Below are 12,452 nucleotides of genomic sequence, written 5' to 3' on the forward strand. Positions count from 1 at the left end.
TCGTCCTTGGGAATCCGGCTCTTCAGTTCTCGGGCTGGATGTTGAAGTCCTTGAGAAACTTGCGCCAGTCCTGCAGTTGCGACTTGAGGTACCGGTCGAGCTCCTGCGGTGATGCGGGCGAGATCTCGACGCCCAAGTTGTGCAGCCGCAGCTTCACGTCCTCGCGCTGCAGCACTTGGTCCAGTGCGGCGGTGATCTTCGCGGCGATGGGCGCAGGCAGTCCCGCTGGACCGTACAGACCCCACCAACCGGAGTTGTCTGGGAAGTTTTGCAGGCCGGCTTCAGCCATCGTCGGCACGTCGGGCAGCAGAGCGCTGCGCTTAAGGCTTGTCACTGCGTACGCCTGCAACTGCCCCGACTTGACCCTCGGCCCGCCGGATGGCACATCGACGAACATCAGCTGGACCTGTCCGCCGATGAGGTCGTTCAAAGCCGGCGGCGTCGACTTGTAGGGCACGCCCATCAGGTTGGCGCCGACGCGCTGCTTGAACAGCTCGCAGAAGACGACTCCGTTGGTGTTGCCGGAGGCGCAGTTCACCTTGTCGGCGTTGCGCTTCGAGTAAGCCATCAGCTCCGTCAGCGTCTGCGCCGGCACCTTGGTGTTACCAACCAGCATGAAGTTCACGGTTGCGACCTTCCCGAGCGGCGTGAAGTCCTTCACGGGGTCGTAATCGATGTTGCGTATCACGCCAGCAGGGCCCGTCGCCAGCGCAGAGTTCGTCCCCAGCGTCAGCGTATAGCCGTCGGGCATAGCCTTCGCAACCATACTCGTAGCCAGCGTGGACGCCGCGCCGGGCTTGTTGTCGACCACGATCTGCTGGCCAAGCGCCGCGCCGAGCGGCTCGGCCAGCGCACGCGCGACTGAGTCGGTGGCTGATCCCGGCGCGAAGCCGATCAGCAGCCGAATTGGCTTGGTGGGGTACTGCTGCCCGAAGGCGGTGTGCGGAGCGGCGAAACCTGCAAGGGCGAGCGAGCAAAATACGCCCAGCGCGGCCCGGCGCGTAGCGCGCGGAAATGTGTTCATCGAATATCTCCTGGTCGTCTCAATGCGGTTGGACAGTTCTATGCGGCCGCGTATTCGTCCGGGCGGGTGGCGAGCCTCAGATACAGAACGTCGGCGCCACCCGTGCCTGCGCGAAGGGGAAGCGGTGGCTCGTCGGCCGAAACGAAAATCGGCTCCCAGCGCGTGAACTCGCGCCCGCCATGCAGCAGGCTGCCCGCCACGGGCATGATGTACTGACCGGAGGAACCCGCACCCGGGGGGGCAGCGACCTCGCCACCCGGCGGCAGCAGCAGGCGCGTCGCCGCGACCCCGTCGGGTTGCGCCGGGAAGAGCTCGATGGTTTCGATGCCGGTGCGTGCAGCGAGTGCCGCGGTCTCTGACGCCGGATAGGGCTGGCTGTGCATCTGTCGCTTGGGTCCCCGAACCATCTTGTCACGGCCCTGCGGCAGTAGGAAGGCGCCTTGCTCGAACACCGAACGGATCGTGAAATAGGAAAGCCCGTTCTCCCCCGCGATGATCGGACCGTAGCCGGTGTACGCACCCGCGTAGTGCACGGTGATGGCTTGCACTTCGTGGGCGCCAAACGTGCCGCCGCCCTCAACCACCACCTGGAACTCGTTCTGGCGATGGAAGTGCGCGGCCAGCGTGGAATGAGGGCCTTGCTCGATCAGGAACATGGTGGGGGACAGGTATGGATCCTGGCCCGCCTCCAGCCATTCGCCCTTGAAATACTCGAATCCGTCTTCCAGCCGGAGCTTGCGCCGCCTGCTTTGCCCGTGCTCCGCCGATCCCGTAACGATCATGATCTTCCTCACTTATTCACACACAGGAATATAAATGTACGCATAGGTGAATCAAAATATCTTGGTAGATTCCCTAGTAACTGAAGACTTCTGGTAATTTTACCTCTCACCTCCCTTCAAAGTCAGGATGGGGAGAAACCCTGAATTGACTTTTTGATCACGGGCAAGCATTATTTGTTCATCACTATGGACAAAACCATACCCCGCAATGCAGCCACCGTCGCTGTGACTCGTGACGGCCCCTCCGGCCTCGAAACGCTGCTCCTTCAGCGCGCAGATCGCGGCGACCATAACAGCGGCGCCTGGGTGTTCCCCGGCGGGCTGGTCGATGCAGCGGACGCCGATGTACCTGTTAGCGGCCTGTCGGACGAACAGGCAAACGCCACTCTCGCTGTGGAACAAGGCGGGCTCGCGTTCTACGTGGCCGCGATCCGCGAATGCCTGGAGGAAGCGGGTCTGCTCTTCGCCACAGACGGCATAGGCCAAGGCGTTCACCTGAGGAGTGACGCCGGGGCGCGCCTACTCGATCTGCGTCCAGCGCTTCAATCCGGCACCGCCTCGATGGCAGAAGCCTGCCGCGAGCTGCAGCTGCGCCTCGCTGCGGACCAGCTTTTTTATGTCGCGCACTGGCTAACCCCGGTGGGGCGCACGAAGCGCTTCGACACCCGCTTCTTCGTGGCCATCGTGCCGCAGGGACAGGAGAGCGCACACGACCAGGTGGAAACGCTGGACCACATCTGGATCCGTCCTTCGGCTGCCCTCGCACCTGAAAACACCCGGCGCCTGATGACACCGACGCGCGCCGTGCTGGAACTGCTTACGCGTTTCGCGGACACGGCAGCCCTCGTCGAATGGGGGGGGTCATCACGCGAAGTTATGCGCGTGCTGCCGCGCCTTGCCACTGGGGAGTCCGGCCAGCGTCCCGTCCTGCCGCATGAGGCGCCTTGGGAGGAAATCGGTCTGATCGATCCCGAGGGCAAAGGCACCGCCTGGTGCGAGCCGCGCGCCAACGTTCCGGTCCGGCTTTCGTCGACGCTGTGGCGCGTGATGGCCACGAACGGCGCGAACACCTATATCGTCGGCACCGAAGAGTGCGTGGTCGTCGCGCCGGCAAGCGCAGCCCGGGCCCACCTCGACGCCGTCATCGCCGCACTGGCAGGACGCCTGACCACCGTCATTTGCGATGATGAGGATCAAATTGCAGCCGCTGAACAGCTGCAGCGACTCACCGGCGCCGCGCTAGTCATCGCACCGCGGCGCGGCTTCCTGCGGCTCCTCACCGCTTCCTCCCCAGGAAACAAGCCATGAAAAACCGCCTCTGCGAGATGTTCGGCATCGAAGTACCGATCTTCGCATTTTCCCACTGTCGCGACGTTGTGGTCGAAGTGTCCCGTGCCGGTGGCCTGGGTGTCCTCGGCATGGCGCGCATGAGTGCCGAGCGTGTTCATGAGGAGCTGACATGGATCGACGAGCACATCGGCGGCAAACCCTACGGCGTCGACATCCTGAACCCTGCAAGCTACGAGGACTTCGGTGACCGCAAGTTCGATCCCGAGCGCCTGTTTCCGCAGGAACACCGCGATTTCGTGCGCAAAATGCTCGACGAAGCCGGAATCCCGCCTCTGCCGACCGCCGATGCCGACCGCATCATGAAGGCGATGGTAGGCGAGTTCACATTCACGCCCGCCGAGAGCGCGAAGATGCTCGACGTCGCTTTCCGGCACCCGATTAAGCTAATCGTCAACGCGCTTGGCTCGCCCTCGAAGGAGCTTGTCGAGCGGGCCCACGCGAAGGGCGTGAAGATCGCGGCGATGGCTGGCGCCCCCAAGCACGCGCTGCGCCACAAGGAAGCGGGCTGCGATTTCGTTATCGCCGTCGGCACCGAGGCCGGCGGGCATACAGGCAGCACCACCTCGATGGTGCTGTGGCCGCGAGTTGTCGATGCGGTGGCGCCGATGCCCGTGCTCGGTGCTGGCGGCGTCGGCCGGGGCCGTCAGATGGCGGCCGCACTGGCGCTCGGCTGCGAGGGCGTGTGGTGCGGCTCGGTCTGGCTCAAGACGCGCGAGAGCGAAGTGACGCCCGAGATCAAGCAAAAGATGTTCGAAGCTGGATCCGAGGATGCTGTTCTCACCCGCACCGTCACTGGCAAACCCTGCCGCACCCTGCGCAGCAGCTTCACTGACGCGTGGGAACAGCCCGGCGCGCCCAAAACGCTGCCAGCGCCTCTGCAGGCCCTGCTGTGGTGGGGCCAGGGCCGCACGCGCGTCGAGCGTGTGCGAGCAAAGGAATTCCTCACCTATCCTGTCGGCCAGATCGTAGGCGACATGACCGAAGAAACGTCCGTGCGCAATGTCATCCACGACATGCTGCTCGAATTGTCCGAATCCAAGGAGCGGCTGGATGGCCTGCTCGATTGAAAGTCGAAAACACATGATGATGATCCGAAGCCTCTTCTTCGCGCCCGCAAACCGGGCCGACCTCGTTGCCAAGTTTCCGCGATTTCCGGCCGACTGCTACGTCGTGGATCTGGAAGACGGCACGCCGCTGGCCGAGAAGGAACCCGCGCGCGCTGGGCTGGCCGCAATGGTGGCGGCAGCTCGCAAGCAGTCGGTGGGCGGCCTACTGACCGTGCGGGTGAACGAGCCCGAATCGGACCAGTACCTTGAGGACCTGGACGCCGCACTGCGCGCCGATGTCGATGGGATCGTCATTCCCAAGCTGGAACAGGTCGAGCAGCTCTATCCGGCGCTGCACCTCATGCGTCGCCTCGATCGCGATGCGCCGCGCGCGGCGCCGCGCTTCATCGTGGGTGGCATCGAGTCGATCACCGGCGTGACCAATTCGGCGGCGCTATGCGCCGCGCATCCGGCCATCGCCGCCGTCTACTTCGGCGCGGAAGACCTGGCGAGCGACCTCGGCGCCCGCCGCACTGCCGATTCGGCGGAAGTGGCCTATGCGCGCTCTCGCGTGCTGTTGCACGCAAAGGCAGCCCGCATTTTGGCGCTTGACCAGGCAGTGCTGGAGATCCGCGACGACAACCATTTCGAGCGCGACGCCACCACGGGCCGCGACATGGGCTACGACGGCAAGATCTGCCTGCTGCCGCGCCAGCTCGAGGTGGCTAACCGGGTGTTCCGTCCCAGCGACGCAGAACTCGACCACGCGCGCCGCCTCATCGCACGCTACGAGGAAGCGATGGCCCGCGGCATCGGCACCATCGATTTCGAAGGCAAGATGGTCGACGGTCCGCTCCTGAAGCGCGCACAGCGTATGGTCGGGTTCGCCGAGGCGCTGGCCGCGCGGGGGACGAAATGATCCGCATCGCCCCCTCCGACCTCGACCTGCGCGAGTGGATCCGCAAGGGCGATCACATCCTCGTTGCGCAAGGAACGGCCGAGCCGCAGACGCTTACCGAAAAGCTCGTCGAACAACGCGCCGAACTCGGTGGCGTGAACACCTTCCTCTGCGCCATGTTTTCCGGGACCTTCCAGCCCGATGCGGTGGACGGCCTCGGCCTGCGCGGCATCGGCGGTGTCGGCACCAACCGCCGCCTGATCAAGGCCGGCCGGATGCGCGTCATCCCGGCGCATGTCTCGCAGATCCCCGCGTTCATCGAAAGCGGCGCAATCGGCTGTGACGTGGCGTTCGTGCAAGTCAGCCCGCCTGACGAGAACGGCCGGTACAGCCTCGGCCTGGCGGCGGACTACACGCGCATCGCCGTGGACAAGGCCAGGATCGTCATCGCCGAAATGAACCGGCAGGTGCCGCAGTCGCTCTGCGACGGCGCCCTGACCGAAGCCGACATCGACGTGCTGGTCGAGACGGACCGCCCGCTCATGGAGCTGCCGTCGGCCGCCGTTGGCGACCTCGAGCGGCAGATCGCCGTCCACGTGGACCGTTTCATTCCCGACCGGGCGACGCTGCAGGTGGGGATCGGCGCCATCCCCGAGGCCATCATCGCGATGCTGTCCAGCCGCAAGGACCTGGGCATCCATTCCGGCATGGTGGGCGACTCGGTCGTGGACCTGATGGAATCCGGCGTCGTCACCAACGCATACAAGGAGATCGACCGCGGGCTCACGGTGAGCGGCGTCCTCTTCGGAACGCGCGACAAGCTCTATCGCTTCGCGCACCGCAACCCGGCGCTGCGCCTCAAGCCCATTCCCTATACGCATGGCGCGGCCGTGCTGTCGCAGCTCTCGCGCTTCATTTCCGTCAACTCCGCCGTCGAGGTGGACCTGACGGGCCAGGTGAACGCCGAACTGGCTGGCGGCGACTATGTGGGCGCGGTCGGCGGGCAGGTCGACTACGTGCGGGCCGCTGGCCAGTCACCGGGCGGCGCGTCGATCATTGCCTTCCCGAGCGCCGCCAAGGGCGGCACGGTGCCGCGCATCGTTGCCAGGCTGGGCGGCCCGGTCACGACGGCGCGCGCGGATGTAGACATCATCGCCACCGAGAACGGCGCCGTGCGGTTGCGCGGCCTGGACCTGCAACAGCGGGTCCGCGCGATGATCGATCTGGCCGCACCCGACCACCGCGAGGCGCTGGCCCGAGAAGCGCGCGAGCTGTACGGTACCTGACGGCCGACCAGGAACTGCGGACAGGCTTGGTACGACACCCCGACAATAGCGAAACATCAAAACGCGTCTTCAGGCCCATGGCCGCATTGCCACCCTTGTCAAGGCGCCCGGCCTTCGCTGCGGCTTGGTCTTGCCCTGCGCACGAAGCCATCGCTTTGTTCTTGTTTCACTACTTTCGAGTTGCCTCACTAGTCGTCGCCAAACACCGGTTTGCGCTTTTCAACGAAGGCGTTCACGGCTTCGACGTGCTGCGGTGTCTTGTGCGCTAGTGCCTGGAAGCCCGCCGACATTTCCAACAGGCTTTCCAGCCGCATGTGCTGGCCCTCGCGCAACAGCCGCTTGCTCAGCCGCAGCGCGCCGCCCGGGTTCGCGGCGATGCGGTTGGCCAGCGAGCGCGCCTCGTCCATCAGCCGGTCCGCCGGAACAACTAGCGACACTAGCCCGCATGCGAGCGCTTCCGCCGCGCTGACCGCATCGCCGGTGAAGGTCATCTCCGCTGCCTTCGACATTCCGACAACACGTGGCAGCAACCATGCACCCCCGTCTCCGGGGATGAGACCCACTTTCACAAAGCTTTCCGAAAAGGACGCCGCCTCAGAGGCGATGCGGATGTCGCACATGCAGGTGAGGTCGCAGCCGGCGCCGATCGCTGGGCCGTTCACTGCGGCGATGGTCGGCACGTCCAGGTTGTAGAGAGCGGTGGCCACGCGCTGGATACCCTCGCGGTACCACGTTCTCAGCGCCGCGGGCGACGCATCGAACAGCTCCTGCATGTGCTTGAGGTTACCGCCCGACGAGAACACCGTGCCTGTGGCCGTCAGGATGACGACGCGCACCGAAGCATCCCTGGCGATGCGCTCGCAAGCCTCGAAGAACTCCTGGGGAGCGTTGTTGCCGGTAAGTGCGTTGCGCGTTTGCGGTGAGTTCATCGTCAAGGTGACGACGGGACCCGATTGTTCGTAAAGAAGGAAGGCAGTCACACGAAGATCTCCTCGTTGGCGGGAATGATGCTGGCGCGCATGAATTCCAGCGCGCCACGGCAGTCGGCAATAAAGGCACGTCCAAGTTCGAGGTTCCAGTGCCGCTCGGAACCGAAGTCGGCGCGCCACTCGTGGATGCGCCGGGTGAAGAGTTGCAGGTCGAGTTCGGAGGTAACGCCGATGGCGCCATGGATCGCATGCGCCATCGGCGCTGCCAGAGCCGCGGCCTCGCTCGCCCGGGCCTTTCCTGTCGCGGCGCGCAGGGGCTCGGGCAGGCAGCCTTCGGAAGTACAGCCGATCTGCGCTGCCATCCGGGTCGCCGCCACGTTCTCAGCCAGGACGGCGAGCTGGTGCTGGATCGCCTGAAATCTGCCGATCGGCTTGCCGAACTGCACCCGGTCGTTCGCGAATGCGACAGTCATCGCCAGCACGCGTTCCATCGCACCGGCGAGCTGTGCTGCCGTAATCGCCGCCCCTGCCGCCATCCAGTCGACGCTGGAGTCGGCGCGGATGGTTTCGGCGGGCAACGCGTCCCAGTGAAAATCCGCACGCAGGCTGCCGTGGATACCGCTCGGCTCGCGCCGGGCCGCAGCCACCGGCAATAACAGCCAGCCAGCACCTTGCGACAGCGCAACCCATTGCGTCGTCATCCCGCAGGGCACCTGATGGGCATGCACACCGTCTTGCGCAAGGGATTCGACACGCGCCGCAATCGTGATTGGCCCTGCCGGCGCGCTGGCGCCCACCTGCGCGAGCAAGGCCCGCACAAGCATCGTCGCAGCCACAGGCACGGGCAACACCGAAGCGCCCGCCGCCACGAGCAGCTCAAAGGCCTGGGCCAGCGAGAGTCCCGCGCCGCCTGCCGTCTCAGGCACCATGGCATCGAGAAAGCCCGAGTCCTCGAGCCTCTCCCACGATGCGTCCGCGTTCCTGCCGGCCTCGATGGCGCGTACTGTCGTCAAGGGGAATACATCGGCAAGAAGACGCTCGAAAGGCGCTGTCAGATCGTTCATCGCAACCCCAAGCCGCGTGCAATCAGCCCGCGCAAGACTTCGCGGGTGCCGCCGCGCAGTGAAAAAGTCGGTGCGAACTGTGTCACGTAGGCAAGCGTGCGCATCAGCGCCGGCGAAGCCACGTGGCGCGTGTCGCTGGCGATCGCATCGGCAATCGCGATCGGGATGTACTGCTCGAGCTCGGTGCCCAAGTCCTTCACCAAGGAGGCCTCGGTCATCGGGCTGCCCCCCGCACCGATCCGCGCGGTCACTGCCACGGACATGGAGCGCAGCGACGCCAGGTGGCCGACCATGCGGCCGGCCAAGGCCAACGCCTGCTCGTCCGGGGCCTGCATCTGGCGCAGGTGATCGATCCAGGTGTCGAGCAGCACCATGCTGGAGTAGAGACGCTCCGGGCCGCTGCGCTCGAGCGCCAGTTCGGCATTGACCTGCTTCCAGCCGGAGCCTTCATCGCCGATCAGGGCCTCGTGCGGCAACTCCACATCGTCGAAGAACACCTCGCTGAAGTGGCGGTCGCCGGTGAGGTCCTGGATCGGGCGAACCGTGACACCTGGCGCCTTCATGTCGACCAGCAGCTGCGACAAGCCGACCTGCCGGTCCGCGGGCGTGCCCGAGGTCCGCACGAGTGCGATCATCCAGTGCGAGTGGTCGGCGTTGGTCGTCCAGATCTTCTGGCCCTTCAGGCGCCAGCCGTCCTGCGTCGGCGTCGCCCTCGTCCCAACGCTAGCCAGGTCCGAACCGGACTGCGGCTCGCTCATGCCGATGCAGAAGAAGAGCTCGCCTTTGCAGACGCGCGGCACGAAGAAGCGCTTCTGAGCCTCAGTGCCGAAGCGCAGCAGCATCGGGGCGCTCTGGCGCTCCGCGATCCAGTGGGCCGAAACAGGCGCACCTTGCGCTAGCAGCTCCTCGACGAGCACGAACCGCGCGAACGCATCGCGCCCGCCGCCGCCGTATTCCTGCGGCAAGGCCATGCCGATCCAGCCGCGCTCGCCCAGGGCACGGCTGAAGTCCGCGTCGAAGCCGAGCCAGGAGCGCGCCCGCCGCTCGGGCGGCACGCCGCGCAGCTTCTCGTCGAGAAAGTTGCGGACTTCGGCGCGGAGGGCTTCCGCCTGCAGCGGCAAGGGCTGCAGGGACAAGGTCTCGATCACGCCTTACTTCAGGCCGGCGCGGAAGGCATTGAGGATCTCGGTGCCCGACTTGCCGCGCTTGTCGAGCGTGTCGGCCCAGTCCTTGGCCACTTCCAGCGAGAGCGTCGACAGCGTCGCCTTGTCGGCGGCGGGCAGCGGCGTGAGCTTCACGCCGGCTGCCTTCACCTTCTCGATGTCGCCCGCTTCGTCCTTTTCCACCTGCAGGCAGACGCTCTTGGTGAACTGTTCGCCCATCGTGGTGAGTTCCTGCTGGACGGCCGGCGGCAGCGACTGGAAGCGCTTCTCGCTGATGACCCAGTTGGCCACGAAGGTTCCGAAGTTCTCGCCGATCGTGCCGGCCTTCGACAGCTTGTGGATGTCATAGGGCGGCAGGCTGTTGAACGGAAACAGGACGCCGTCGATGGTGCCGCGCGAGAGCGACTCATACACCTCGGGCGTGGGCATCAGCACCGGCACGGCCTTCATCTTCTTGAGCAGCAGTTCCTTGGCTGAGCCCGAAGCGCGAATCTTCATGCCCTCCACTTCCTTGAGCGTCGCGAACGGCTTGCGCGTGACCACTTGGTACGGTGGCAGTACGATCGTGAACAACAGGCGCACGCCGTTCGGCTCGAACTCCTTCTTGGACAGCGTGCCGCCCGGCTTCGCCAGGTTCCAGTACGCCATGGTTGCCATGCATGAGCCGGTGAACTCCAGGGGCAGTTCGGCCACGACGGACAGAGGCATCTTGTCCGACACGAAGCCCGGGGCGACATAGGCGATGTCGACCACGCCCGACTGTGTCAGCGCCAGCAGGTCCTTGGCCTTGCCCAGCTGTTCGGCCGGATAGTACTCGAACTCGTAGCCCTTGGCGGCCGGGTTGGCCTTCAGCCGCTCAATCATCGGCATCGTGAAGTACTTTGGCAGATAGTGACCGACCGGGAAAGAGTCGGCAATCTTGATCTTGACGGTCTGGGCGTTGGCCCCACCGGCGGCCAGGAGCACTGCGGCGGCGAGAGCCAGGGGCGCGTTGTGAATTAGCTTGGACATGATGTAACCTTTCGTTTTGGGTAAGGAGAGATGGAGATCCGGCTTCAAGGCGCCATCTGCTTTGGCAGCCAGAGGATGATGGAAGGGAACGCGACCAGCACTGCCAGCAGCATCAGGTGGCTGAAGACGTGCGGCCAAACACCAGCGAAAATTTCCTGCAACGGTCGCTTCGCGTAGCGGGCGACGACGAAAACGTTCAGCCCCACGGGTGGCGTGACGAGCCCGACCTCGGCAACGACAATGATGATTACGCCAAACCAGACGGGATCGAAGCCCAGCGCCTTGATCAGCGGCAGCACGACAGGCACCGTCAGGATCAGGATCGCGACTTGGTCCATCAGGCAGCCCAGCACGAGGTAGCCGAACAGGATGATCACCAGCACGACCCAGGGTGAAACGCCAAGCGATCCGACCCAGGTCACGATCATCTGCGTGCTCTGGGTCATCGTCAGGAAGTAGCCGAAGATCTTGGCGCAGACGATGATCATGATGATCATGCAGCTGGCGTGTGCCGCGTGCGTGAGGGCCTTGACCAGGCTCTTGCGGTTAACCGTCCCCGCCTTGATCGCCAGAAGGAAGGCCCCGAAGGCGCCGATGCCCGAGGCCTCGGTCGGCGTGGCGATGCCGCTGTAGATGACGCCGGTGACGGCCATGAAGAGCAGCAGCATCGGGCCGACGACCTTCAGCGACAGTATCTTTTCCTTCATCGTGTAGGCCTGACCGCGGGGCGCCGCGGACGGGTCGATGAGGACCAGCACATAGACGGTGGCCATGATCGTGAGCGTCACGAGGATGCCAGGAATCACGCCGCCGATGAGGAGCTGGCCGATGTTGACGTCGGCAATGATGCCGTACAGCACCAGGGCGATGCTGGGTGGAATGAGCATCGCCAGCGTTCCCGAAATCGCGACCACGCCGCCCGCGAGCCTGGGGTCGTAGCCTTGCTTGAGCATCGCCGGCATCGTGGTCGACGAGAGCGTCGCCGCTGATGCCGTGCTCGAGCCCGAAATCGCGCCGAACCCGGCTCCTGCAAGCGCGGTAGCCATGCCGAGGCCGCCCGGCACGCGGCCCACCCAGGTCTTGGCCGCCGTGAAGAGCCCGTCCGCGACGCCGCTCAGGATGACGAACTCCGCCATCAGGATGAACATGGGGACGGAGATCAGTTCGTAGCTGCCCGCGGTGGACAAGGGGGTCGTCGTGATGACGCCAGCCAGCACGTCGAGCCCGCCGATCATGAACAGGCCCAGGCTGCCCGCGATCGCCAGCGAGAATGCGACCGGCGTCCCGAGCGCCAGCAGCACGAACAGCAGGAGGGTGATACCGGCGGCGATCATTGCGCCGTCTCCTCGGTGCCGGCGATGGGTGGCAGCGCCAGCAGCTCGCGACCGCTCGCGAGCGTGCCCAGGTAGCCGATGGCGTTGAGGATCAAGCGGATCGTGAGCAGGCCGAACCCGATCGGCAGCATGATGCTGATCGTCCAGGTCGGGACCGCCAGGCCGCTGGTTGACTCGGCGGCCGTCGCGAGGTCGGCCATCGTGTTGCGCGCCGAGACCCAGGTGCAGATCGCGAACGCGGGGATCGACACGAGCGTGGCGATCGCCTCGAAGACATACCGCGCACGGGGGCTGATGTAGTTGTGGACGATGTCGACAGAGACGTGGGCATGGGCCTTCAGCGTGTGCGACACGGCGAAGAAGAAGAGGCCGGGCATGAGGTAGCTCGACACCACTTCATACGCCCACTGGAGCGGCGCGTTGAAGAGGTAGCGCAGGGACACGTCCGCCACGACGATGAACATCAGCGCGAAGAGCATCGCGCAGCCGACGAACATCACGACGTTGTCGATTGCATCGACGACGCCGCGGATCGTTTGGTAAGCAGTTGGTTTTGTCATTCGTC

At 65.2% G+C, this 12,452-nt stretch carries 12 protein-coding genes; 4 read left to right on the plus strand and 8 right to left on the minus strand.

Annotated features, from left to right (window positions below; all coding sequences use genetic code 11):
- Window positions 1–22: 22 nt before the first annotated feature.
- On the minus strand, window positions 23–1,024 hold the full coding sequence (locus PSV05_RS00100; protein ID WP_300059682.1) for a tripartite tricarboxylate transporter substrate binding protein: 1,002 nt from the start codon (window positions 1,022–1,024) through the stop codon (window positions 23–25).
- Window positions 1,025–1,062: 38 nt separating this feature from the next.
- A complete protein-coding gene (locus tag PSV05_RS00105) occupies window positions 1,063–1,806 on the minus strand; it encodes a hypothetical protein (RefSeq protein WP_300059684.1) in 744 nt (247 codons plus the stop codon).
- 153 nt (window positions 1,807–1,959) lie between these two features.
- Here PSV05_RS00105 and PSV05_RS00110 point away from each other — a divergent pair, with 153 nt between their 5' ends.
- The 4 genes from PSV05_RS00110 to PSV05_RS00125 are packed head-to-tail and all read left to right on the plus strand — an operon-like array spanning window position 1,960 to window position 6,386.
- The gene (locus tag PSV05_RS00110) at window positions 1,960–3,114 is read left to right on the plus strand and encodes an NUDIX domain-containing protein (protein ID WP_300059687.1); all 1,155 of its coding nucleotides are present in this window, start codon (window positions 1,960–1,962) and stop codon (window positions 3,112–3,114) included.
- A complete protein-coding gene (locus PSV05_RS00115; RefSeq protein WP_300059690.1) occupies window positions 3,111–4,223 on the plus strand; it encodes a nitronate monooxygenase in 1,113 nt (370 codons plus the stop codon). The genes PSV05_RS00110 and PSV05_RS00115 overlap by 4 nt, the downstream gene beginning before the upstream one ends.
- Window positions 4,207–5,121 carry a CoA ester lyase gene (locus tag PSV05_RS00120; protein WP_300059693.1) on the plus strand — a complete coding sequence of 305 codons (915 nt, stop codon included), beginning with the start codon at window positions 4,207–4,209 and terminating at the stop codon, window positions 5,119–5,121. The genes PSV05_RS00115 and PSV05_RS00120 overlap by 17 nt, the downstream gene beginning before the upstream one ends.
- Window positions 5,118–6,386, plus strand: coding sequence for an acetyl-CoA hydrolase/transferase C-terminal domain-containing protein (locus PSV05_RS00125; RefSeq protein WP_300059696.1), 1,269 nt, complete (start codon window positions 5,118–5,120; stop codon window positions 6,384–6,386). The genes PSV05_RS00120 and PSV05_RS00125 overlap by 4 nt, the downstream gene beginning before the upstream one ends.
- A 188-nt stretch (window positions 6,387–6,574) precedes the next feature.
- On the opposite strand, the gene PSV05_RS00130 is transcribed toward PSV05_RS00125, so the two are convergent.
- Genes PSV05_RS00130 through PSV05_RS00155 form a run of 6 tightly spaced genes read right to left on the minus strand, consistent with a single transcriptional unit; the run spans window position 6,575 to window position 12,447 of the window.
- Window positions 6,575–7,366, minus strand: coding sequence for a crotonase/enoyl-CoA hydratase family protein (locus tag PSV05_RS00130; RefSeq protein WP_300059699.1), 792 nt, complete (start codon window positions 7,364–7,366; stop codon window positions 6,575–6,577).
- Window positions 7,363–8,379 carry an acyl-CoA dehydrogenase family protein gene (locus PSV05_RS00135; protein WP_300059702.1) on the minus strand — a complete coding sequence of 339 codons (1,017 nt, stop codon included), beginning with the start codon at window positions 8,377–8,379 and terminating at the stop codon, window positions 7,363–7,365. Before PSV05_RS00135 ends, PSV05_RS00130 begins: the two co-directional genes overlap by 4 nt.
- Window positions 8,376–9,527, minus strand: a complete 1,152-nt coding sequence (locus tag PSV05_RS00140) for an acyl-CoA dehydrogenase family protein (protein WP_300059705.1) — start codon at window positions 9,525–9,527, stop codon at window positions 8,376–8,378. Before PSV05_RS00140 ends, PSV05_RS00135 begins: the two co-directional genes overlap by 4 nt.
- Before the next feature lie 3 nt (window positions 9,528–9,530).
- Window positions 9,531–10,553: a TRAP transporter substrate-binding protein DctP gene (gene dctP, locus PSV05_RS00145; RefSeq protein ID WP_300059708.1), complete on the minus strand. Its 1,023-nt coding sequence runs from the start codon at window positions 10,551–10,553 to the stop codon at window positions 9,531–9,533.
- Window positions 10,554–10,597: 44 nt separating this feature from the next.
- Window positions 10,598–11,887: a TRAP transporter large permease gene (locus PSV05_RS00150; protein ID WP_300059711.1), complete on the minus strand. Its 1,290-nt coding sequence runs from the start codon at window positions 11,885–11,887 to the stop codon at window positions 10,598–10,600.
- Window positions 11,884–12,447 (minus strand): TRAP transporter small permease, encoded by a 564-nt coding sequence (locus tag PSV05_RS00155; RefSeq protein WP_300059714.1) that lies wholly within the window; start codon window positions 12,445–12,447, stop codon window positions 11,884–11,886. Before PSV05_RS00155 ends, PSV05_RS00150 begins: the two co-directional genes overlap by 4 nt.
- Window positions 12,448–12,452: the final 5 nt, after the last annotated feature.

It is taken from the genome of Thermomonas sp. (genome assembly GCF_029945965.1).
Lineage (GTDB): Bacteria > Pseudomonadota > Gammaproteobacteria > Xanthomonadales > Xanthomonadaceae > Thermomonas.

Coding starts and splice junctions, on each gene's coding strand:
- PSV05_RS00100 (WP_300059682.1), bottom strand. CDS start 1,024: ATGAACACATTTCCGCGCGCTACGCGCCGGGCCGCGCTGGGCGTATTT.
- PSV05_RS00105 (WP_300059684.1), bottom strand. CDS start 1,806: ATGATCGTTACGGGATCGGCGGAGCACGGGCAAAGCAGGCGGCGCAAG.
- dctP (WP_300059708.1), bottom strand. CDS start 10,553: ATGTCCAAGCTAATTCACAACGCGCCCCTGGCTCTCGCCGCCGCAGTG.
- PSV05_RS00125 (WP_300059696.1), top strand. CDS start 5,118: ATGATCCGCATCGCCCCCTCCGACCTCGACCTGCGCGAGTGGATCCGC.
- PSV05_RS00120 (WP_300059693.1), top strand. CDS start 4,207: ATGGCCTGCTCGATTGAAAGTCGAAAACACATGATGATGATCCGAAGC.
- PSV05_RS00155 (WP_300059714.1), bottom strand. CDS start 12,447: ATGACAAAACCAACTGCTTACCAAACGATCCGCGGCGTCGTCGATGCA.
- PSV05_RS00150 (WP_300059711.1), bottom strand. CDS start 11,887: ATGATCGCCGCCGGTATCACCCTCCTGCTGTTCGTGCTGCTGGCGCTC.
- PSV05_RS00115 (WP_300059690.1), top strand. CDS start 3,111: ATGAAAAACCGCCTCTGCGAGATGTTCGGCATCGAAGTACCGATCTTC.
- PSV05_RS00135 (WP_300059702.1), bottom strand. CDS start 8,379: ATGAACGATCTGACAGCGCCTTTCGAGCGTCTTCTTGCCGATGTATTC.